The sequence below is a fragment of the Paraburkholderia sp. BCC1884 genome, from assembly GCF_900996225.1.
Classification (GTDB): domain Bacteria; phylum Pseudomonadota; class Gammaproteobacteria; order Burkholderiales; family Burkholderiaceae; genus Paraburkholderia.
This window is the reverse complement of sequence record NZ_CAAJGL010000068.1, coordinates 26,427-49,265: the sequence shown is the minus strand read 5'-3', so window position 1 is coordinate 49,265 and position 22,839 is coordinate 26,427. Positions and strand designations below refer to the sequence as shown.

General features: G+C 62.7%; 20 protein-coding genes. 12 read left to right on the top strand and 8 right to left on the bottom strand.

Going from position 1 to position 22,839, the window contains the following annotated elements; genetic code table 11:
* The first annotated feature begins 91 nt into the window (after positions 1-91).
* From FQ705_RS07090 to FQ705_RS07070, 6 genes are all read left to right on the top strand, one after another.
* Positions 92-400 carry a hypothetical protein gene (locus FQ705_RS07090; RefSeq protein WP_144138821.1) on the top strand — a complete coding sequence of 103 codons (309 nt, stop codon included), beginning with the start codon at positions 92-94 and terminating at the stop codon, positions 398-400.
* 190 nt (positions 401-590) lie between these two features.
* Positions 591-749 (top strand): hypothetical protein, encoded by a 159-nt coding sequence (locus FQ705_RS34000; RefSeq protein ID WP_186307809.1) that lies wholly within the window; start codon positions 591-593, stop codon positions 747-749.
* A 435-nt stretch (positions 750-1,184) separates the two neighbouring features.
* Positions 1,185-1,478 carry a hypothetical protein gene (locus FQ705_RS07085; protein ID WP_144138819.1) on the top strand — a complete coding sequence of 98 codons (294 nt, stop codon included), beginning with the start codon at positions 1,185-1,187 and terminating at the stop codon, positions 1,476-1,478.
* A gap of 191 nt (positions 1,479-1,669) precedes the next feature.
* Positions 1,670-2,545, top strand: coding sequence for a 3-hydroxyacyl-CoA dehydrogenase family protein (locus tag FQ705_RS07080; RefSeq protein ID WP_260854504.1), 876 nt, complete (start codon positions 1,670-1,672; stop codon positions 2,543-2,545).
* A gap of 220 nt (positions 2,546-2,765) precedes the next feature.
* Positions 2,766-3,377, top strand: a complete 612-nt coding sequence (locus FQ705_RS07075) for a flavin reductase family protein (protein WP_144138814.1) — start codon at positions 2,766-2,768, stop codon at positions 3,375-3,377.
* A 117-nt stretch (positions 3,378-3,494) separates the two neighbouring features.
* A complete protein-coding gene (locus FQ705_RS07070; protein ID WP_144138811.1) occupies positions 3,495-3,929 on the top strand; it encodes a cupin domain-containing protein in 435 nt (144 codons plus the stop codon).
* A gap of 13 nt (positions 3,930-3,942) precedes the next feature.
* Here FQ705_RS07070 and FQ705_RS07065 read toward each other — a convergent pair whose 3' ends face one another.
* On the bottom strand, positions 3,943-5,400 hold the full coding sequence (locus tag FQ705_RS07065) for a polyhydroxyalkanoate depolymerase (protein WP_144138809.1): 1,458 nt from the start codon (positions 5,398-5,400) through the stop codon (positions 3,943-3,945).
* A 219-nt stretch (positions 5,401-5,619) separates the two neighbouring features.
* Between FQ705_RS07065 and FQ705_RS07060 the strand changes: the two genes are divergently transcribed.
* Positions 5,620-6,273: a glutathione S-transferase family protein gene (locus FQ705_RS07060; RefSeq protein WP_144138806.1), complete on the top strand. Its 654-nt coding sequence runs from the start codon at positions 5,620-5,622 to the stop codon at positions 6,271-6,273.
* Positions 6,274-6,304: 31 nt separating this feature from the next.
* Here the strand turns inward: FQ705_RS07060 and FQ705_RS07055 are convergent, their stop codons facing one another.
* The 3 genes from FQ705_RS07055 to FQ705_RS07045 all read right to left on the bottom strand — a co-directional run bounded on the left by FQ705_RS07055 (position 6,305) and on the right by FQ705_RS07045 (position 11,816).
* Positions 6,305-8,278 (bottom strand): methyl-accepting chemotaxis protein, encoded by a 1,974-nt coding sequence (locus FQ705_RS07055; RefSeq protein WP_144138803.1) that lies wholly within the window; start codon positions 8,276-8,278, stop codon positions 6,305-6,307.
* Between the two features lie 160 nt (positions 8,279-8,438).
* Positions 8,439-11,033, bottom strand: coding sequence for a heavy metal translocating P-type ATPase (locus FQ705_RS07050; protein ID WP_144138799.1), 2,595 nt, complete (start codon positions 11,031-11,033; stop codon positions 8,439-8,441).
* A 129-nt stretch (positions 11,034-11,162) separates the two neighbouring features.
* On the bottom strand, positions 11,163-11,816 hold the full coding sequence (locus tag FQ705_RS07045) for an FMN-binding negative transcriptional regulator (RefSeq protein ID WP_144138796.1): 654 nt from the start codon (positions 11,814-11,816) through the stop codon (positions 11,163-11,165).
* Between the two features lie 313 nt (positions 11,817-12,129).
* Between FQ705_RS07045 and FQ705_RS07040 the strand changes: the two genes are divergently transcribed.
* The 5 genes from FQ705_RS07040 to FQ705_RS07020 all read left to right on the top strand — a co-directional run bounded on the left by FQ705_RS07040 (position 12,130) and on the right by FQ705_RS07020 (position 19,931).
* Positions 12,130-13,548 carry a DUF1254 domain-containing protein gene (locus FQ705_RS07040; RefSeq protein ID WP_144138793.1) on the top strand — a complete coding sequence of 473 codons (1,419 nt, stop codon included), beginning with the start codon at positions 12,130-12,132 and terminating at the stop codon, positions 13,546-13,548.
* Between the two features lie 239 nt (positions 13,549-13,787).
* The gene (locus FQ705_RS07035; protein WP_144138790.1) at positions 13,788-17,561 is read left to right on the top strand and encodes a DUF748 domain-containing protein; all 3,774 of its coding nucleotides are present in this window, start codon (positions 13,788-13,790) and stop codon (positions 17,559-17,561) included.
* A 228-nt stretch (positions 17,562-17,789) separates the two neighbouring features.
* Positions 17,790-18,848: an OmpA family protein gene (locus tag FQ705_RS07030; RefSeq protein WP_186307808.1), complete on the top strand. Its 1,059-nt coding sequence runs from the start codon at positions 17,790-17,792 to the stop codon at positions 18,846-18,848.
* A 43-nt stretch (positions 18,849-18,891) separates the two neighbouring features.
* Positions 18,892-19,533, top strand: a complete 642-nt coding sequence (locus FQ705_RS07025; RefSeq protein ID WP_144138787.1) for a response regulator transcription factor — start codon at positions 18,892-18,894, stop codon at positions 19,531-19,533.
* A 122-nt stretch (positions 19,534-19,655) separates the two neighbouring features.
* Positions 19,656-19,931 carry an Hpt domain-containing protein gene (locus FQ705_RS07020; RefSeq protein WP_186307807.1) on the top strand — a complete coding sequence of 92 codons (276 nt, stop codon included), beginning with the start codon at positions 19,656-19,658 and terminating at the stop codon, positions 19,929-19,931.
* Positions 19,932-19,956: 25 nt separating this feature from the next.
* Here the strand turns inward: FQ705_RS07020 and FQ705_RS07015 are convergent, their stop codons facing one another.
* From FQ705_RS07015 to FQ705_RS07000, 4 genes are all read right to left on the bottom strand, one after another.
* Entirely contained in the window at positions 19,957-20,613 is a 657-nt protein-coding gene (locus tag FQ705_RS07015) for a lytic transglycosylase domain-containing protein (protein WP_313955663.1), read from the bottom strand.
* Positions 20,614-20,801: 188 nt separating this feature from the next.
* Positions 20,802-21,548 (bottom strand): TadE family protein, encoded by a 747-nt coding sequence (locus FQ705_RS07010; RefSeq protein ID WP_144142247.1) that lies wholly within the window; start codon positions 21,546-21,548, stop codon positions 20,802-20,804.
* 62 nt (positions 21,549-21,610) lie between these two features.
* Positions 21,611-21,961, bottom strand: coding sequence for a DUF192 domain-containing protein (locus FQ705_RS07005; RefSeq protein ID WP_144138783.1), 351 nt, complete (start codon positions 21,959-21,961; stop codon positions 21,611-21,613).
* Positions 21,958-22,839, bottom strand: coding sequence for a type II secretion system F family protein (locus FQ705_RS07000; RefSeq protein ID WP_144138780.1), 882 nt, complete (start codon positions 22,837-22,839; stop codon positions 21,958-21,960). The genes FQ705_RS07005 and FQ705_RS07000 overlap by 4 nt, the downstream gene beginning before the upstream one ends.

Genomic DNA, 22,839 nt, shown 5'->3' with positions numbered 1-22,839 from the left:
CCGTCGCAGGCCGAATCGCGCGTTCTACACTCTCGTTGCTGTTGCGAAGCCGGATCGGATACGCCAGCGCATCTTCTGACGGGAGCCTCTCATGCCGGCCAGCCAGCACAAATATTCCATCGAGGACCTACTGGGCGCGCTCTTGCGCGATCAGGGCATCCACGAGGGTTATTGGGCGCTCAACATCGAGTTTTCCGCGACGGGCGCAGCGGTCAAGCCGCAGGACAACCCGGCGCGCACGTTGCCGGGGCTGATCGTCTCCGTCAACAGCGCGATGTTGCTACGCACCGACGCGGCGGCCGCAGGCGCGGTCGATGCCGCCGCCGTCAATCCGCGCACGAGCGCCACGGCCGCGAAACCCGTGCGTAGCCGCAAGCCACTCGCCACCACGCTGCAATAACTGGCCGTTTCGACCTGAAGCCTTAAAAAAAGGGCTGTTGTAATGATGCAACGCACCATGGAGAATTTGCCCGTGACAACGCACCACACCCGGAAAATTGCTGCATCGCACTAGCTTTTGCCTAGGGAAAACCCTATAATTCTTCTTAAGGGAAAACCCTAGCAAACGCAGTAACCAACCGGGAGTCGCCATGAGCTTCATCTTTGCATTGTTCCAAAAGGTCAGCGACCTCTTTGCGTCGCCCCACTTGCCGCTGGATTCGGACTACTCGTATGCAGCCCGTAGCCGCGAAGCGGAACGCGTGCGCAGAGCACAGTCCACGTTGTTCGGCGTCAAGCTGAGCGACTAAAAAGTCTAGCTGTACCGGCCTGAGCGCGGATCACCGCGTACGGGCGCGCACTTCGGGTGCGTCGAAGTTATTATTGAGCCACTGTTCGCGAAACGCGTACCGTGGCTTTTTGTTTTGGGCGACGCTTTCGCAAGCCTGTCGTGTCTTTGAATATTTCGACGCCGAAATGAATGTAACGGCGGCTGACAGAACGCTGACGCGCGAATAGGTAGATTCATCGCGCATGCCTTTACGGGCGGGCGTCGAACGCGAAACAGGGCGCGCACAATCCGACCCCTTCATTGAAACGAGCGCTTACAAGTGCTCACGTATTCACGCCGTTGTGGCCGCTAAAGTTTGTTCCAGGCGTACGGCGTCTGGTTCGAGTCTGAGTGTGGTTCAGATCTGACCGAGCACGGACGCTGGCTTGAACACAAACTCTGATGGGAGGTCACTATGAAAACCTTTAACAAGACATCGCGTTCGATCATTGCAACGTTGCTGGCTGGCGGCGCGCTGCTCGCAGCCGGCAGCGCCTTTGCCCAGGAACGGGTGGTAGTGGAAAACGGTCCTGCCATGTACGGCCAGGCGCACATGATGCCGGTGGGCGTGTCGGTCAACATCGGCTGGCATGGCGATCGTTATTACGACGGCCATCGCTACTGGGCTCATGACGACTGGATGCGCCATCATCCGCACGACAACGACCCGCATCACCACGACGACCATCGTCCGCCGCAACGTTACTAATACGCGTGGCATGACGGCGCCGCCTCGGGCGGCGCGTAGTCGGCAAAGCCGGTTCTTCCCCACGGAAGACCGGCTTTGTTGCTTTCAGGCTCATGAAACAGGCGGCTGCGCTATGCTTTGAAGCTTTCATCGACGGCACCAGGAGAGCGGGCGTGAACAAGGCAGTGATTGGCGTGGTGGGGACGGGATTGATGGGCGTCGGCATTGCGACGCAGGCCGCTTTGCACGGACACAGGACGATCGTTCACGATGTCGATCCGGCACGCCTGGCCAGCGTCGCGTCGAAAGCGGAAGCCGTGCTCGACGAACTGATCGACGCCGGGCGCATCGACGATACCGCCAGGCAGGCGGCGCTTGCACGCATCGAGACGCATGCTGAACTCAGCGTGATGGCGTCGGCGCAATTCGTGATCGAGGCAATCCCCGAAATCCTTGAACTGAAACACCGTCTCTATGCGGAATTGGCCGGCCTGCTGTCCGCTGACGCGATTCTCGCCAGCAACACCAGCGGATTTCCGCCCGATCAACTCGTGGCTCCGCTGCGAGCAAAAGAGCGCTTCGTGATCGCACATTTCTGGAATCCGCCGCACATGATCCCGCTGGTGGAAGTCGTGCCGGGCACCGCGACGGCGCCGGAAGTGACCGGGCAGACCGCGGCATTGATGAGCGCGATCGGCATGGAACCGGTGGTACTGGCGAAAGCGATTCCGGGTTTCGTCGGTAACCGCCTGCAGTTTGCGGTGCTGCGCGAGGCCTTGAACATCGTTCGCTCGGGCGCGGCGACGCCCGACGTGGTCGACCGGGTGATGAAGGCGTCGCTCGGCCGGCGCTGGGGCATCGTTGGACCACTGGAAGGTGCGGACATGGGCGGGCTCGATACCTTCCTCGACATCTCCTCGCATCTGATGCCGGAACTCGCCAAAGACGAAGATGTGCTGGATCTGCTGCGCGAACAAGTCGATGCAGGCCGTGTGGGTTTGCGCAGCGGCGCTGGTTTCTACGATTGGGACGACGCGCATATCGCGCAGGTCAAGGCGGGGCGTAAGCGCGTAATTAGCCGCGGGTGATTGGAATCGGCGTACAGGCGGTGCGCCGCCTGGCTACGCGGAACTGGCGGCCTTCGCTCAGTCGATCGTCGCGCCCTGACATGACCACCAGAACGCCGATAGAAAACCGATAGAACACCGATGGCCAGCCGCAACGCCGTCTGGATTCCCGCAACTCAAGCTTCGCCACTCTGCGGTATAACTACCTCTTCTGCCCACCCGCAAAGCGCCAGCCCACCCCATGTCCCACTACTTCTACAACCCCGCCACCGGCCACGGTCTGCGGCACGATCCCTTCAAAGCCATCGTCGCGCCGCGCCTGATCGGCTGGATTTCCTCGTGCGCCGCGGACGGTACGTTCAACCTCGCGCCCTACAGTTTCTTCGGTGCGTTCGCGACCTTTCCGTCGATCATCGGCTTCTGTAGCGAAGGCCGCAAAGACAGCGTCAGCAACATCGAAGCGACCGGCGAATTCGTTTGGAACCTCGCCACGAAACCGCTCGCCGAGCAGATGAACCGCTCGTCCGCGCCCGTCGCGCCGCACGTCGACGAATTCGAACTCGCGGGCCTCACGCCGGCGCCAGGGCGCAACGTCGCGGTACCGCACGTCGCCGAATCGCCCGCCGCGCTCGAATGCAAGCTGCTGCAAGTGATCCGTCTGCATTCGCTCGACGGCACGCCGATGGACAACTACCTCTCGCTCGGTCAGGTGGTGGGGGTTCACATCAACGAGGCGTATCTGAAAGATGGGTTGTTCGACACGCACGCGGCGCAGCCGATCATGCGCGCCGGCTATCGCGGCGACTATGCCGAGATCGGCGAGATGTTCGAGATGTTCCGCCCGACCTCGTGAATGCGCATGGGGAAATAGCGGCCTCGAGGCGCCGCGCAAACTGGCCCGCTTGATGCTTGCAATCGACGCTCCAACGCGTCGTTTTCCATTGCCGGCTCACTCCCCAGGAGCGCGATCATGTCCACCGAATTCGCCACGCAATTCAGCCATGTCCGTCCGCAAGACACGTCCTACGTGGATCAGGGCTTACGCGATTTTTTCCTCTACCGCGATTTAGGCATCGCACAAGCGACCGGCGGCAAGGTGCTCGCGCAACTCGTCAAGGCAAATCACGCACCAGAGCAAGGCACCGGCTGGCACCGACATGAGGCCGATTTCCACATTGTGATCATGCTGAAGGGTTGGGCGCGCTTCATGTACGGCGACAAGGAAACGCTCGTCGCCGCCGGCGATTGCGTGCATCAGGCGCCGGGCATCGTCCACTATCTGTTCGACTACTCGGAAGACATGGAGTACATCGAAATCGTCTCGCCCGCCGATTTCAAATCGATCGATGCGGAAGGCCCGTGCGAAGTGCCGGCCGTGAAGCCCTGGAAGAGCGTCACGGCCTGACGCCGGGACTCGCTTACTGCGTCGCCGGCGGGCGCCGGCGCGGCGAGCGCGACGCTTGCGGCTTGATCGTCGTCGACCGGCCATTGGCTGCTGCTGACGCCGTATTCGCCGCCACCTCGACCACCGCCGCCGCGACCGGCGCCGCGGCTGTCATCTCGGCGGCCGCGGCGGCGGGAACAGCCACCGGTACCGGCGCCATCGGCTGAATCGTGCGTGCCCGCGAACTTACCAGCACGGCGCGCGGCTCGTTGTCGTAAATCACGGCGCGCACGCGTGGATAGATATGCCGCTCCCAACGGTGCCCATTGAACACGCCATAGTGTCCGACGCCGGTTTGCACGTGATGCGTCTTCAGATACGGGCGCAACTTGTCGCACATGTCCTGTGCGGCGAGCGTTTGCCCGACAGCGCAGATATCGTCCTTTTCGCCTTCGACAGTCAGTAGCGCCGTTCGACGAATCTTCGATGGTTCCACGAGACGTCCTGCGACTTCGAGTTCATGCAACGGCAGCGCGTGCCGCTGAAAAACCGTGTCGACAGTCTCGAGATAAAAGTCGGCCGTGAGGTCCATCGTCGCGAAATATTCCTCGTAGAACGTATGGATGGTGTCGGCCTTCGCAGGGTCGCCCTTGGCGCGCTCGTAGTACATCGTCTCGAACGAATCGAGGTGGCGGTTCAGGTTCATCGACATGAACGCGGTCAACTGCACGAAGCCCGGATACACACGCCGATGCGCGCCCGCAAAACCGAACGGCACCGCGCTGATGAGATTCTGCTCGAACCACTCGATCGGTTTGCTTTTGGCCAGCTCGTTGACGCGCGTCGGATTGATGCGCGTGTCGAGCGGCCCGGCCATCAGCGTCATGCTGGCCGGTTGCGCGGGGTGATCGTCGGCGGCCATGAGGGCGACCGCGGCGAGAGCGGCGACCGTCGGCTGACACACGGCCAGCAGATGCGCGCCGGGTCCGATCTTCTCGGTGAAGTCGATCACGTGCTGCACGAACTCGTTGAAGCCGAAGCGTCCCTGACTCAGCGGCACGTCGCGCGGGTTGTGCCAATCGGTGATGTAGACGTCGTGTTCGGCGAGCATGGTGCGCACCGTGCCGCGCAGCAAGGTGGCGAAGTGGCCGGACATCGGCGCGATCACCAGCACGCGCGGTTGCGTATGCGAAAGCTGGGTGTCCTTACGGAAGTGCAGCAGCGAACAGAACGGCGTATGCGCGGCGACTTCCTCGACGATCGCGACCTGCTTGCCTTCCGTCACCACACTGTCGATGCCGAACGGCGGCCGCACCGGCGTCAATCCGGCCAGCGTCAATAACTCGCAAGCCGCGCGCATCGAGCGGCCGTGCGGCGTTTCGCCGAGCGCAGGCCATGCGTCGAGCGAATGGTTCATCAGTGCCGCGCCGTGCCGCATGGGCAACATCATGTCGGCGAAGGCCTGGTATGTGGGATATGCGAACAGGTTCATAACCTTCGCACGAATGCAAAGAGGGAAGGAGTTCGAACAGAGGCAAGTCATGTGCCAATCGGGCCAATGCACGGGGCCGCCCATGCCTGTAGGTTGGCATAGCATTTGCGCCGGTCAGACGGACGGGCCGGAACTGCCGCGCTTTGGTGCGTGCGCGCACGGCAGCGTGCATGCAAGGCGCCGGGCGTCGACCGGATGCCTCATCTGGAGGAGAAACGTATGGCGAATACCACGCTCACTATCAGCAGCAAGAACTATTCTTCGTGGTCGATGCGCGGCTGGCTGCTTGTCAAGTTCAGCGGTCTGCCGTTCGAGGAGATCGTGATGTCGATCGACGATCCGGCGGCGCGCGCCGAGTTGCTGCTGCTCTCGCCGTCGATTCTGGTGCCGTGCCTGGTCCACGACGGCATCAAGATCTGGGACACGCTGGCGATCGCGGAATATCTGAACGAACTGAAACCGGCGGCGGCCTTGTTGCCGAAAGACGTGCGCGCGCGAGCGCATTGCCGCTCGATCTGCGGCGAGATGCATTCGGGTTTTGGGTCACTGCGTTCGGCGCTGCCGATGAACCTCAAGGCGCACTTTCCCGCCTTCAAGGTCTGGGCGCGCGCGCAATCGGACATCGACCGGATCGTGACCATCTGGAGCGAATGCCTGAAGCAGTATGGCGGCCCGTTTCTGTTCGGCGAGCGCACTGCGGCGGATGCGATGTACGCGCCCGTCGTGACACGTTTCGTGACTTACGACGTCAAGCTCGATCCGGAGATCGTCGATTACGGGCAGCGGATCATGGCGCTGCCCGAGATGCAGGAGTGGATCGCCGACGCGCAGCAGGAAGTGGAAGAGATCGACGAACTCGACGTGGAGTTCTGATGGAGTCGGGCGCTGCGGCCCGAATCGTCTCTCAGCCGCGTCCGCTTTCCAGGGTGAACACGCTGACCAGCTGCGCAAGACGCGCGGCCTGATCGCGCAATTCAGCCGCCGCGAGTTCTGCTTCGCCGACGATCGTCGCATTCTGCTGGGTCGCTTCGCCGATCTGCGTGACGGCGAGATTGACCTGTTCGATGCCGCCCGATTGTTCGCGCGACGCCACGCTGATCTCGCCCATGATCGCGCGGATCTGACCGACCTGCGCCACGATGCCTTGCATCGTCGAGCTGGCTTCTTCGGCAATCTTGAAGCCGCTCTGCACGGTCGCTGTGGACGTCGCGATCAGCTCTTCGATTTCCTTCACCGCTGCCGCGCTGCGCTGCGCCAGCGCTCGCACTTCCGAGGCCACGACCGCGAAGCCCTTGCCGTGCTCACCGGCACGCGCGGCTTCGACCGCCGCGTTCAGCGCGAGGATGTTGGTCTGGAACGCGATGCCTTCGATCACCGTCGTGATCTCGGCAATCTTCTGCGACGAGCGGCTGATCTCGCCCATCGTCGACACCACGCGGTCGACGGCGCGGCCGCCTTCGATGGCAGCGTCGGCGGCACGGGTCACGAGCGTGTTGGCCTGGCCCGCGTGATCGGCGTTCTGCTGCACGGTCGAGGTGATCTGTTCCATGCTGGCGGCCGTTTCCTCGAGGCTGCTCGCCTGGGTGGCGATACGTGCCGCGATGTTGCCGCTGCCGGTGGCGATTTTCTCGGTGCCCAGCGACATGTCGCTGGATGCATGACGGACTTGCGAGACGATCCGCGCGAGACCTTCGCCGATACCGTCGATCGACTTCATCAGCCGGCCGATCTCGTCGGCGCGCAGCTTGCCGTCGCGCGCCACGCGCACGCTCAGATCGCCCGAAGCGAAACGCTCGGACGCTTTCGCGGCTTCGTCCAGCGGACGGCTGACGAGGCGCCGCACGACCATCAGGAAGACGATCGCGAACAGGCCGACCAGCACGAGGCCGAGCACCAGGAACGCGTTGCGTGCGGAATAGACATCGGCCATCACTTCGTTGCGCGGCGCGACGCCGCCTACGAGCCATTGCCATTCCGGCACGGTGACGAACGAGACGAATTTGTCGTGCGCGCTGTGCTCGCCGAGCGTGCCGTCGGCCGAGCTGTATTCGAGCTGGCCTTCCTTCATGTCGAGCATCTGCTGATACGGTGCGTTGGCGTCGTCGCCCATCTGGCCGGCGGCGGCCGGATGCACGATCAGCTTGCCGCGCTCCGCGCCTTTCGACGCGTCGACCACGAAGTAATAGCCGCTGTCGCCGATCTTCAGACCGCGGATGCCGTCTTCGACCGACTGGATTTCCTTGTCCACATTCACGCCGACGAACAGCGCGCCGATCACGCGGCCGCTGGCATCGGTGATCGGCCGGTATTGCGTGATCAAACGTTTGCCAAACAGCGCGGCAAGGCCCGTATAGGGCTTGTTCGCCATCATCAGTGCGTAGGCCGGCGCCTTGCGGTCGAGCAGCGTGCCGATCGCCCGCGAGCCGTCCTGTTTTTTCAGCGAGGTGGTCACACGCACGAAGTCGTCGCCGCTACGCGCAAAGACAGTGGCCACGGCGCCGCTGCGCTCGAGAAACTGGTCGGGGATGCTGAAGTCCATGTTCAGGACCTTGTCGCCCGCTTTGATGGTCGGGGTGGCGACGCCGCCGATATCGATTTTCTGGGTCTCGTCGAGCGTAAAGCCGGTGGGCAGGAAGCTCGCGAACAGCGACATGGAGCGGTCGACTTCGGCGGACAGCGCCTTATCGAACAACGAGATCATCGCGGCGATCGAGCGGTCGCGGTCGGCTATGCGGCCGAGCACCTGATCGCTGACTTGCTGGCCGGCGGTGCGCGTGAGCGCCCACGTAAAAGCGGCAAAAATTAATGCCACCAACACGCAAGAGAACACGGCAAGGCGGGCGCCGACGCTTGCGCGGCGCAAAGAGAGAAATTCCATTGGCGATGACGGAGTAAGAAGGACACGCGATGCACGGATCATGGTGGGCATGTCCGGCATCGAATGACCTGTTAACGGCGGCATCGACCGTTTTCTTTAGGGTTTTTGAAAGCGATTCGTAAATGATCTGAACGCCCGAGGGGCGTTCAACTGCTCGACTTCAGCTTTCCACGCGTCCGGGTGCGCCGCGCCAGGTGCGCAGCAACAGTGCGTTGGTCACGACGCTGACGCTCGAAAACGCCATCGCCGCGCCGGCCAGCATCGGATTGAGCCAGCCGAAGGCCGCCAACGGGATGCCGATCAGGTTGTAGACGAACGCCCAGAACAGGTTCTGCTGGATCTTGCGCCAGGTTTTTCGCGAGATGTCGATGGCGTCGGCCACCAGCGCCGGATCGCCGCGCATCAACGTAATACCGGCCGCCTGCATGGCGACGTCGCTGCCGGTTGCCATCGCGATGCCGATGTCGGCGGCGGCGAGCGCGGGGGCGTCGTTGATGCCGTCGCCCGCCATTGCCACGATGCCGGCGCTGCGGATTTTGAGGTCGCGGATCACGCGGGCTTTGTCGTCGGGCAGGACTTCGGCGTGGAATTCGTCGATGCCGAGCGCCGTGGCGACGCTTGCCGCGCTACCGCGGTTGTCGCCAGTGATGAGCACGCTGCGAATACCCATTTGCCTGAGTCGTTCGACGGCGGCGCGTGCCGTCGGTTTGACCGTGTCGCCGAATCCGATCAGCGCGAGCGCAGCAGGCGCTCGTGGACCGCGTTGCATCAGCCAGGAGACGGTGTTGCCGGCGCTTTCGAGTTCGCGAGCGCGGTCGGCGAATTCGGGTGGCAGAGCGATGCCGAGTTCATCGAGCCAACGCGTACTGCCGAGCGCCAGAGCGCGGCCATCGACTTCGGCCTCGACGCCGCGGCCCGCGACGGCGCGCGCCTGGACCGGCGTCGCTTCGCGGTTAGCCGGCGTCATGGACATGCCATCAGCGATGCCGGCCATTTCGGGGTGGCGCGCCTCGGCGGCCTCATACGCCTTGACCACCGCCCGCGCCAGCGGATGATCGCTGTGCCGTTGCACGGCGGCGGCCAGCGCCAACGCCTCGTCGCGGTCGATGCCGCCGATCGGCTCGAAGGCCGTCACCGACGGCTGGCCGAGCGTCAGCGTGCCGGTTTTGTCGAACGCCACGATCGTCACGCGATGTGCGGTTTCCAGCGCCTCGGCGTCCTTGATCAGCACGCCATGCCGCGCTGCGACGCCGGTACCGGCCATGATGGCGGCGGGGGTAGCCAGTCCGAGCGCACATGGGCAAGCGATCACCAGCACGGCCACCGCGTTCAGGATCGCGGTTTCGCCACCGGCGCCGACGATCAACCAGCCGACCAGTGTGAGCGCCGCGATGGCCAGAATGGCCGGCACGAAGATTTCGCTGACGCGGTCGACCAGCCGCTGAATCGGCGCCTTCTCCGCCTGCGCGCTTTCCACGAGGCGAATGATCCGTGCGAGCGTCGTTTCCGCGCCGATCGCGGTGGTCGTCACGGCAATCGCGCCTTCGCCGTTGATCGAACCGGCGGTCACCTTGTCGTCGAGCTGTTTCGGCACCGGCAGGCTTTCGCCGGTAATCAGCGATTCGTCGATGTGCGTGCGGCCTTCGAGCACGGCGCCGTCCACCGGTACGCGTTCACCGGGGTGCACGATCACCACCGTGCCGACTCGCACCTGTGCAAGCGGCACGTCGCGTTCCTCACCGCCGACGCGGATGCGCGCGCGGTCGGGGCGCAGCGCGTTGAGTGCGCGGATGGCGTCGGTGGTCTGGCGCTTTGCCCGTGCTTCGAGCCACTTGCCAAAGCGCACCAACGTGATCACGACCGCCGATGCTTCGAAATACAGATGCGTCACATCGCCCGGATGGGTCAGCAATTGATAGACGCTCACGCCATACGCCGCCGACGTGCCGAGCGCGACCAGCAAGTCCATGTTGCCGGCGCCGGCCCGCACCGCCCGATACGCCGCGCGATAGAAGCGCGCGCCGAACACGATCTGTACGAGCGAGGCGAGGCCGAACTGCAGCCACGGCGGCAGCATGGCATGTGCGCCGAACCAGTCGCCGACCATCGGCACGACCAGCGGCACCGTCAGGACGGCAGAGATGAGGACGGCCGCGAGTTCGCGGCGAGCCTGGTCGCGTTTGCGGTCGGCGGGGTTGGCGGCGTGGGCGTTGTTGGAGGTGTCGTTGGCTGGCGGGGCCTCCGGCGGGACGATCAGGGTCGCGTCGTAGCCCGCTTTCTTGACGGCGGCAACCAGCGTATCCGCAGTCACAACGGTTTCTCCGGTTAGCTTGACAGAAGCCGTTTCGGTCGCAAGATTCACCGCCGCGCCCGCGACGCCCGGCACCTTGGCCAGCGCCTTTTCGACACGCATCGCGCAGGCGGCGCAGGTCATGCCGCCAATCGCCAGTTCCGTGGGTTGCTGGGCGGGAGCCGTCGTCGCAACCTCCGCATTGGCCGCTGGGCTGGCTTCGTAGCCGGCCTTGAGCACGGCGTTAGCCAGCATTTCGAGGTCGACGGTGGCGTCGCTTTCGACGCGCGCCCGCTCAGTGGCGAGATTCACCGACGCGCGCGTGACGCCGGGCACTTTGGCCAGCGCCTTCTCGACGCGCATCGCGCACGACGCGCAGGTCATGCCGCCGATGTCGAGTTCGGCGGTGCGGGCGGGGACAGCGTCAGCGCTCGTGGGGCGCTGCGGATGGGCAAGTTCGGTCATGCTAGGCAAGCCTCAAGGCGGCATTAGGCCGCGTCATGACCTCACTATCGACCTTCCCATGATTGGAAGGTCAAGGAGCGATTCGTCAGCGGCGTTAAAGCGCCGCCGCGGCGGGGCTCGCGAACCCGGTCAAAACGCCGGCGGCGCGTCCAGCATAGCCTGACCCACGGCGCGTTGTCCGTCATCCTGGCTTGCCAGCAGGGCCTCGGCGGCGCCGCGGCGGTCGGCGGCGGCCTTGTTCTGGCCGAGCTTCCACTTGCCGACCAGCCGCGTCACCTCGATTTCGATGCCGACGATCGCGCCGAGCATCTGCGAAATGAAGTCGGCGGGCGCGTCGCCCATTTTCCAGGGCACCGGCTGGCCGGCTTCCATCTTGCGCGTGAGTCGGGCGACGACGCCGCGCACGAACGACTCGTCGTCGCGCACGGTGATACGGCCGTGAGCGTGGACCACGATGTAGTTGTAAGTCGGCACCTGCCGATGCGCCTCGTGCTTGCTCGGATACCAGTTCGGCGAGATATAGGCGGCCGGCCCCTGGAAGATCACCAGGGTCTCGGGGTTGCCGGCGACTTCCTGCCAGACCGGGTTGGCGCGAGCGACGTGCGCGCGCAGGATGCCCTGCGACTCGCCCGCCGCGCCCGAGGCTGCTTCGAATTCGAACGGCACGTGATTCGCGTCGAGCCCGTTCGGTCCGTTCGTAATCAGCGCGCCGAACGGCTGCTCGGCGATCAGGCGCTGGAGAACCTCTGGACGGTTCTCTTCAAATTGGGCGGGCATGTACATAAAGCGCTCCGGATACAAAAGGGCGGGGGACAAGAAATAGTGGGCGGCCCGCGACGTGCGGCCACCGCGCGCGAATTATCGGCGATGTGCGTCAAAAAGCGTCAACCGTACCGCAAATGGGCCGCGCGCGCGGGCGACAACGCGCAATTCCTGCCTTTGCGCTTGCCTGGTGAGCAAGGATACGATACAACCCGATGGTGTCGGCATCGCGAACTGCGGACTGGCTGCGCCGGGTATTGGGAGACCCACGCAGCGCAGATATCGCTACGTGCCGACGTATCCCTTAGGACCGCACGTTCCGCCACCTGAACGAATGATAAAAAATCGCCGAGAACCGTTTTCGTTTCATTGGACCTGCGCATCGTTCGCAGGCCTCGCACTCCTGGCTGGTTGCGCGTCCGCACCGTCGTTGACACAAAAACCTACGGGCTGGATCAAGGACGAAGTCGCCGACTCGTACGTCTTCGGCTATCCGCTGGTGTTGATGGGCGTCGCGCGCGATGCCGCCGTCGGCACGGACCCGGGCCAGGCGCCGCTCAACACGTTGCGTCACGCTCAGGCGTTGCCGCCGATTGGCGCGGCCAATCCGATGCAGCCCAGCCTCGATACGCTCGACTCGACCGGCTGGCTGGACGTCGGCAGCGAACCCGTGATCGTGTCCTTGCCCGACTCGCATGGCCGTTACGTCGACGCCCGCCTGCTCGACATGTGGACCAATGTGGTGTGGTCGACCGCGCCGCAGTTCGCCACCCGTGCAGCCGGCATCAAGGCGCAAACCCTCGCCTTTGTCGGTCCGGGCTGGCAGGGCGACTTGCCCAAGGGCGTGAAGCGCGTCGACGTGCCGACTCGCAACGCCTGGGTGAGCGTACGCATCCAGTCGAACGGAACGCGCGACCTGACGGCGGTGCGCAAGCTGCAGCGCGCCATTCGCGTCGCGCCGCTCTCGGTGTACACGGGCGACACGCGCTCGGCATCGATTACGCCGCCGCACAGCTATGCCGCCGACGCCGCCATTGGCGCCTCCGGCACGCCGGCTGCGCAGGTCGCCGCGCTCGACGCCAACGGTTTCTTCACGCGCCTGGCCCAGGCCTTGCCCGACAATCCGCCTACTCCGGCCGATCCGCATGCGCTCAAATTCCTGTCCGACCTCGGCGTGACGCCGGACGAACCGGTGAAGTTGCCGAACGCGCCCGAAGCCATCACGGCCGGTCTCGCCGACGGTCACGAGCGCGTGGTTACGCCGCCGTCCAATCTGCTGAGCGGCAACGGTTGGAGCTGGTTCGGCGACGGCGTCGGCAACTACGGTCCCGACTACGCGATGCGCGCCTACGCTGCGGCTGTCCAGCCCGGCATCGGCACGAAGGACGACGAAGTGCGCGCGGTCGTGACGCAGGATAGCGACGGTCATGCGCTCAACGGCGCCAACCGCTATGTGATTCACTTTGCGCCGAACCAGTTGCCGCCGGCGCGCGGCTTCTGGTCGATCACCGCTTATACCAGGGACGGCGCATTGGGCGAAAGCGCGCCGGCGCGTCTGGCAGTCGGCGATCGCAACGGGGCACGCCGCAATCGCGACGGTTCGCTCGACGTGACGGTGTCGTCGGCTCGCGCCAAAAGCGCGAACTGGCTACCGGCGCCGCGCGCCGATCTGCAACTGGTGTTGCGTCTGTACGCCCCGAAGCCGCAAGCCACCGACGGTAGCTGGCAACCGCCGGCCGTGGTGCGTCAATGAAGCACGTCGTTGAAATGCATCGGCGAAATGCGTCCGTGATGTGACAGTTACGCGCGGCTGATGCAGCCAGCTTGAACGGTCCGCCGCTTCGTCGCGGCGGACCGTATCCTCAGTAGGGCGGATGAATGTGTAAGCCGCGGCTTACATTCCTATCCCATCGAAGATTCACGACTTATACTGCCGCTTGCGGGATTTTCGTTTTCGCGGCGGGCTTGCCGCCGCATTACCCAAGACCGAGCATGGCAAGCCTCAATAAAGCCTCACTGGCATCTTCCATGCGGACCGTGCGCGATGTCGCGCAGTCGCGCCGCACCCGGCGTGGCATCACCGGTCTGCTGATCTTCCTCGTATTGTTCGGTCTGCTCGGCTTTTTCGCTGCGCCGCCGCTGATCCGGCACATCGCAGAACAGCAACTCAGCAAGCAACTCGACCGGCCGGCCACGATTGGCCGCATTGCCCTCAATCCCTATACGCTGCGACTCGAAGCCGACCGCGTGCACATCGGCGAGCGCGGCGGCGCGGGCGACTTCGTGGATATCTCGCGGCTCATCGTGCAGGCGTCGTGGAGTTCGCTGTTTCGCGCGGCGCCGATCGTCGACGAAGTGCAGCTCGATTCACCGCGCTTTCATATCGTTCGCTACGATGCGCAGCGCTTCAATTTCAGCGACCTGATCGAGAAATTTTCGAAGCAGCCGGCCAAGCCCGATAGCAAACCCGCGCAGTTTTCCGTGTCGAATATCCGGCTCGAAAACGGCCAGATTACCTTCGACGACAAGCTGCTCGGCGCCACCCACGTGATCGATCAGTGGAAGCTCGGCATTCCGTTCATCGCGACGCTGCCCTCCAAGACCGATATCTTCGTCGAGCCTTTGCTGCGGGCGCGGATCGACGGCAGTCCGCTTGCCATCGATGGCAAGACCAAGCCGTTTGCCGCGTCGCGCGAGTCGGAAGTGTCGCTGCGCTTCGACGGGCTCGATGTGCCGCGACTCATGTCCTACGCGCCGACCAGGCTGCCGGTGATCGTGCAGTCGGGCAAGCTTTCCACGGATCTCAAGCTCAACTTCGTCATCTCGAACGACGCGCCTTCGTTGCGCGTGGCAGGCACCGTCGATCTGAACGACGTGGACGTGCGGGATCAGGGCAAGGCACCGTTCTTCGCGGCGCGCGCAGTCCACGTGGCCGCAGCGACGCTGGAGCCGCTGAAGAGCCTCTATCACTTCGACGAGATCCGCATCGACGCGCCGAGCGCCAGTCTCACGCGCGACAAGGACGGCGTGTTGAGCGTCGAGCGGATGTTCGCGCCTGCGCCCGCGACTGCCGACAAGGCTGCGGCATCGGCGCCCGCGTCGCAACCGGCGGCTGACAAAAACACCGCGAGCGCGCCGGTCGCGGCTTCTGGCGCAACCGCCACGGAAAAGCCCGCGCAACCGCTGGATCTGTCGATCAAGCGTTTCGCGCTGAACGACGGCACGGTCAACGTTCACGACGAGGCCGCCTCGCGACCGGTCGATCTCGGCTTGCAGAAACTGGCCGTCTCGCTCACCGATTTCTCGACGCTCGCCACCGCACCCGCGCACTACACGCTGAACACCGACTTCAAGGACGGCGGCGGTTCGTTGGCCGCCGCCGGCGCGGTCGGTCTCGTCGACAGGACGGCCAGTGCCAGGCTCGATCTGAAGTCGTTGAAATTGCCGCTGCTGCAACCTTATATCGACACGGCGACGGCCGCGCAGATCACCGACGGCTCACTGTCGGCTACGGTGAATGTCGGTGCGAACTGGGCGAAGTCGCCCGTGGCCGTGATGGTCTCGGACACGCAACTCGATATGCAATCGGTGAAGATTGCCGCACGGGGCGGCAAGGCGCCGGTGGTCGCGTTGGCGCAGGGTCAGGTGGTGGTCAAACAGGTCGACGTCGCCGCTCGCACAGCCGACGTGACGAGCGTCGACACGACTGGCTTGATGGTGGACGCACAACGTTTGAAAGACGGCAGCATCAATCTTGCCTCGCTTGCCGGTCAGCACGAAGTCGCGCAACAGCGCACGGCGATTCATGCCGTCAGGAAGGCACAGGCGGAAGGGCCCGCATGGCACTACAAGATCGGCGAACTGAACCTGAAAGACGCCACCGCCGAGTTCACCGACAACACCACCGCGCGCCCGGTGAAGCTGAGCATCACGCCGATGCAACTGAAGGTGCAGCAGATCAGCGACGACCTGAGCCATCCACTGCCGATCGATCTGCAGGCCACGCTGAACAGGAAAGGCACGCTCGGCGTGAAAGGCGACGTCACAGCGACGCCGCTCAAGGTGGCCGTCAAGGTCAACGCGAACCGGCTCGATGCGGCGGCCTTCGAACCTTACTTCGGCGACAAGCTGAACGCATTGATCGCGAGCGCGCTGCTCAATGCGAGCGGCGACCTTCAACTGAGTCAGGCGAAGGCGTTGAAAGCGAGCTATCGCGGCGACGTGGCGCTCGTCGACGTGCGCATGCTCGATAAGGCCACCTCGGATCCGTTCGCCGGATGGGGCTCGCTTGCCTTGTCGAACCTCAAAGCGGATTACGACGAGCACGGTACGGTGGTGGACGCGGGACGCGTCACGTTCTCGAAGTTCTACGGACGCGTGCTGCTCGACGCGCAAGGCAAGCTCAACCTGAAAGATGTCGTGGCGCAAGAAAGCGGCACCGCCAAGTCGCTCACGCGCGACAAGAGCGGCGCCGAGCCCGTGCCGTTGACGCCACAACCGGCGGCGCCGGCGGTGGTGGCGCCGGCCTCGTCGGCGACGCCCGCCACGGTGACGGCCGCGACCGCGCCGCAAAGTCCGGTGAAATTGCACTTCGGGCAGCTGGTGCTGCAGCAGGGTCGCGTGACTTACACCGACAACTTCATCAAGCCGAACTTCACGGCCAACCTGGTCGATATTCAAGGCACGGTCGGCGCGTTCGGCACGCAATCGACCACCGCCGCACCGGTCGAAATCGCCGCGAAACTGGCCGCCAATGGACCGCTGTCGATTCGCGGCACGGTCAATCCGTTGATTGCCAAGCCCGCGCTCGATCTGACCGCGAGCGCTCACGACATCGAGTTGACCAACCTCACGCCGTATTCGGCGAAATATGCCGGCTATCCGATTACCAAAGGCAAGCTGAACGTCGACCTGCACTACAAGCTCGACAACGATCAGTTGAACGCGAACAATCACCTGTTCATCGATCAGCTGACGTTCGGCGATCATGTCCAGAACGACACCGCGACTAAATTGCCGGTGCGTCTGGCGATCTCGCTACTGAAAAATTCGCGCGGGGAAATCGATGTGAACCTGCCGGTGTCGGGCTCATTGTCGAACCCCGAGTTCAGCATTGGCGGTCTGATCTGGCACGCGGTGCTCAATTTGTTGGAAAGGGCAGTGACCGCGCCGTTCTCGCTGATCGCCAACGCATTCGGCGGCAGCGGCGAGGAATTGGGCTATGTCGAGTTCGAGCCGGGTTCGGCAAAACTCACGGATGCCGATATCAGCAAACTCGACACGATCGTGAAGGCGCTGGCCGACAAGACATCGGTTCGCATGGATCTGATCGGCCGGGTCGATCCGGCCGTCGACGAACCCGCGTTGCGTACGCAGTACGTCGATAAACTCGTCAAGCAGCAGAAGATCAAGGACGTGGTGGGCAACGGCGAGAGCGTCGATCTCTCGACCGTCACGGTGGACCCCAAGGATTACGACAAGTATCTGACCAAGGCCTACAAATCCGCCGACTTCAAGAAGCCGACAAACTTTGTCGGCCTGACCAAGAGTGTGCCGGACGACGACATGAAGCACGCCATCGCCACGAACGCGCCGATCGACGACGCCAGCTTGCGCGAACTTGCCCAGCAACGGGCGCAGAGCGTGCAGCAATATCTCGACGGCAAGATCGACAGCAGCCGCGTGTTCATCGTCGCGCCAAAGCTCAACGCCGACGGCATCAAGGACAAGGGCGCCACTACGCGTGTCGATTTCGGGTTGAAGTGAAGCCTGCCCAAGGGAAGTTGTAGCGCGGCGGTGCGCGCGGTGTCCTGGTTCGGGCGTCGACAAAGAAAATTGTCTGAATTCTGCGGTCGCCAAAGGCTTCAGTCGATGGGACTCGGCGGATTCGAAGTCTCGCGTACGACAGAACTCTAGGAATCTTCCCATTCCAGCGCTGGCGACGCTTCTCTATGCTCAATGACTCTTCAAAAAGAGAATAATTTGAGCATAACGATGAATCAAATTAAATTGCCGCTGTTGGTGTGCGCCCTGGCTCTTGCCGGTTGCGTAGGCCAGCAGGCCACGCGCGACGGTCTGGGTATTGAAGACCCCACGGTGCTGCAAAGAGGCCTGGGTGCGGCGCAGAGCGCCGCTGCCGGCGCGCCGACTTCCGAGTGGATCAACACCTACGCTCCGATCGCGAACCGGGCGCAGGCGCTTGAAACGCTGCAGCAGCAACTCGACACCTTGCCGGACGACAAGCGCAGCTACTTCCACGCGAAAGCGCAATGCTGGGTGGACGCCGCTCGACTGGAGCGGGAGCATCACGATCAATGGGGTTTCGTCGAGGAGGCTGTTGGCCAGGCTGCAGTGATCGTGGCGGGGCTGGAAAGCGGCACGACGCCGTCGGCGGCGAATCCTGAACTGCGCACGGTTTCCACGGTTCGCCCGGACTTGTGGGCGATCGTCAACGTCATCAAATCCGATCCCGAGACCGCGCGCTGTGCGCAAGCGCAACAGCCGCTGGCATGCGCCGAGGTGCAATTGATGCAGGCCGGCCACTACGCGTGGATCCGCAATTTTTCTGCCGCTGAAAAAACGCTGCCGGGTATTCAGAGCAGTTTGCAGAAGTCAGCCCAAACGGTGTTTCAGTGCGCATCGCAAAAGACGACACCGGCCGCACCGGTTGTCGAGCAGAAAGTGACGCTAAGAGCCGATTCGTCATTCCGTTTTGCCGGCGGCGATGATGCGGCCATGCTGCCGCGCGGCAAGGCACAACTCGATGCGGTTGCAGTGGGTTTGCAGAAAGTCACGAATGTTCGCGGCCTGACTATTAAGGGTTATACGGATCGATTGGGCAACGATGCGTACAACCAGAAACTGTCCCTCCAGCGCGCGCAAACCGTCCAGCACTATCTACGCAGTCGCGGCGTCACGTTGCCGATGTCCGTACAAGGACGCGGCAAGGCTGATGCCATCGTCGATTGCACACAGAGAAAGCGTGACCAGTTAGTCGGCTGCCTCGCGCCGAATCGTCGCGTGGAAATCGAATTTTTGCGTGACGGCAGCTGATGCTGTTTCACGTCCTTCGCTCACTTCCTATCGGGAAATATTCATGACCACAATTCTGATTGTCGACGATCATCCCGCCATGCGGCTGGTGATCAAGACGCAACTCTCTCAACTGCTCGGCATTGCCGAAGTGTTCGAAGCGGATAACGGACAGGTCGCTGTCGAACTGGCGCGCCAGTTGACACCGGATCTCGCCATTCTCGATCTCGACATTCCGCGTATCAACGGGCTCGATGTGATCCCGCGTTTGAAGCTCGCGCATCCGTCGATCCGCGTGCTGGTGCTATCCGGGCACGATCCCGCAACGTTCGCCGCGCGGGCGATGCGCGCGGGAGCTCAGGGATTCGTCGGGAAATCGCAGGACATCAAGGAAATTGTGCGCGGCGTGGAAGCGGTGTTGGCGGGTTATTCGGTGTTTCCGATGAGCGTGAATACGGGAGGCGCGGGACATGCCGCGGCAACGCGCACTGAAGACGACAAACTTAAACTGTTATCCGATAAGGAACTGGTGATTTTGCAGATGCTGGCGAAGGGTTTGTCGAATAAGGCGATTGGGGATGCGCTGTTCATCAGTAACAAAACCGTGAGTAGCCACAAGACCAGGATCATGCACAAGTTGAGCGTTAACTCCTTGGTGGCACTGGTGGATTTTGCACGACGCTGTCGCGTCGCCTCGACCCAATGAGGCCGCAAATTCGAGCTTCTGAACGATCCTTTTCGATCGCGAGTTCGGCGACAGAAGCGCTTGGCGGCAAAGTACTCGAACTCGTAGGTGGTGACGAAACATTCGTGCCGCCTTTCCTTCGCTTGCTGATCGATACCGACACCGCCACGCTCAAAGCATTGCTCGATGCATTTCACGCTTCAAACTGGGATGCTGCAGCGACGGCGTCCCATCGCATCACAGGTTCGCTACGAATGCTCGACGAGGCGCGCTTAATCGATCTGATGTCGCGATTCGAAGCAGCCATCCGCGCACGCGAGATCGACGACGCCCGATCCCATCTCCCCCGCATTGTCGAATCGTTCGGGCATCTGCTGGCTCTACTGCAAAAGCTGTTCGACTCTGCCGCGCATCCGTGAGGCTCTCGCCTTGGATTGCCTTCGGTCAATCAATCCCACCAGCGTCTTCTCTGACCAGGAGAAAGCGCCCACTCCTTGATTCGCTTCGAAGCTTCCCCGCAGCCACGGCATCTATGTTCCGATAGTGCCAGTAGCGCTGCAGCACGCGCGGCACGTAATCGATCGTCTCCGCGTAAGGCGGGATCTGCCCACCATATTTCTGCACAGCGCCTTCCCCGGCGTTGTAGGCGGCAAGCGCCAATTGCACATTGCCGAATTGCGACATTAGTCGACTCAGGTAACGCGCACCCGCTGCGACGTTCTGGCGCGGATCGAACAGATTCGACGCACCGTTGCGCGCGCCCGTTTCTGGCATCAGTTGCATGAGTCCTGTTGCACCTTTCGGCGAGACTGCCTGGGGATTTCCACCCGATTCGACATCGATCACTGCCATAAGCAGCGCGCTGTCGATCTGGGCGGCGCGAGCGGCTTCGCGCACTAGCGGTGCGAGCGCCAACACGCGCGAGGCGACAGTTGCAGGGAATGCCGGGCCCTCCAAGAGTGGCCGTCCAGGCAGGACCACGATTGATGACTTACCGGCATCCTCGGTTGAGACATCTTGCTCAGCAGTGTTTTCAGTGGTCTGCGCGTTTGCCGTGTCTGGGGTTTCATTCTCGTCTGCCGCGATTCCGCCAACCATCATCAAGACGTGCGTGGCCCCACGGACATGGGAGCTTTGAGTCGAGGCCGCGAGCACCGGTTGCGCGAGGCAGGCCATTCCTATAAGCATGATCGCAAGCGTCGCGTCTCTCGTCTTACGTCGGAGGGGCGCGGTCCCTCCGCGCTCCATATCGAGCGACGACCTGTACGCGTAGATCGATCGGACACTTATCATGGCGTGCGCAGGCGAGCTGTGTTTTGTGTGACGTCGCCTGACTGACTTCGATAGGGCGACTGCATGCGCACGATGACCTCCGACTCGAGCGGCAGCGGCCAACGGTCGGTTGCCATGCCGTCGGCCAGCTTAACCTTGCATAGAAAGTCGGGATGCTGAGGCTCGCCATACGGGTACTCGATATAGTCTCCAGGCTCGCGCGTCAGAATCCCGCCGGTACCGATCGTGCCGATCACATTGGTGACGTAATAGATCACCTTATTAACCAGCGGGACATACATGTTGTAGCAATAGTGAACGCGAATCTTCAGGAGATTCGCATCCTGAATATCGACGCCGGATGCAGAGCCCAGCGCGGAGCTGCGATACATGAGCGTATCGTTGGGAATCTCGACTTCGTACGCCCCTTCTTCGGGGTAATAGCGCGGGCGGGCAAAATCGGAAATCATCGCCGGGGTGGGACTTACGATATTGATCTGGCTGGCGGTGACCAGATCGACCGCTGCCTTTGACTGCGCGGCCTGTACGCCTTCAACCGTAGCCCGGCGTGCATAGAGGGGTGCAAGGCCGCGTGCCAGGCCGGCTTGCATCGCCGTCATGGAGCCGTGATTCACGGCGCCTTCGCGGGCAGCTTCCAGCACCGCGACGTCGAGCGTCGATTTCGCCTGATACAACAGGACGAACTGGATGGTGCCAAAGCAAAAGAACAGCAGCAGCGGGGCGATAACGAGGAATTCCGTCATCGCCTGGCCCAGTTGACGGATTTTGAGAGCGGAGCGACGCCGCGCCGTTTTGTCTATATCGCTCACGGCGTTGTTCCGAAGTCGAGAAGGCTGCCGACTTTCATCCGATGCAATCGGGCCATGCCCGCCGCCATTTCGAGCGTGTGCATCGCGCGGAGACTGAGATGTACACGGCGTCGGCGGACCGCATGACGAATGGCGACGACACGGTTGTGCCGGTCGAGAAAGACGATATCGATGGGAAACCGCATGCCGAACGTATGGACGGACCGGCAGTCTCGCAGCAGTAGCGCTTCATTGCCGGCCAGACTGTCACGACCGAGCAGCCCGCGCATACGCTCGCGCGCGCTCTCCGTAATCGATACGCGCACGCTGCTGTCGCAGTCCTGGACGATCAGTCGGGCGAATTTCAAAGCAGGCCCTCCTGCACGAACTTCATGACGATGGGAAAGCCCAGCACGATAAAGGTAATCGGAAAAATGAAAACCAGAAGCGGAAAGACCAGTTTGACGGGCGCCTCCATGGCCTGCTTTTCCGCACGTTGAAAACGTTCCGTGCGACGTTGGTCGGATTGAAAACGGAGTGATTTGGCGAGTCCCGATCCCATCCGTTCGGCCTGCACGATCGCGCCGACCATGTTGGTCACTTCCTTGATTTTTTGCCTCTCGTCGAAGCGCCGCAACGACTCCGTTCTGTTCAGACCGGACTTCAGATCGCGCAGCACATGTTCGAACTCGCGCCGCAGCGGACCTTCCGGTCCTTTCTCCACCGCTTTCTGGATGGCTCCGTTGATATTCAGACCCGCCTCGACACCTAATGTGAGGAAGTCGAGAAAGATGGGCAAGTGGCGCTGAATGTTTGCGACGTGACGCAGACGTACACCGCGAGTCCAGATTCGCGGATAGTAATAGCCCAGCAATGCAGCACCGAACAGAACCCACACGGAAAACATGCCGAGTGCCAGCATCGAACCGAGCGCCATCAGCGTGGCGATCACCGTGGAGATCAGCGTCAGCGAAATGAACTGGCGAGCGGTCATCAGAAATAGCAGTGAAGTCACGCGAAGCTGTACTTCTGTTTTTGCAATCGACTCGGGGCTATATTTGCCGCCAAAATGGTGGTCCACGAAATTAACCAGTGGCCACAGCAAACGCAGTAGCTTCGGTAGCGGGTCGAGGTAAGTCCGGTCTTCATCGCTGACTGCCGAGGTCAAGCCCGAAAAGGATTTGAACGCGAGTGCCAGCACGACCAGGACACCGACGCTAATGAGAAAAGCAATAAGCAGAAGCAT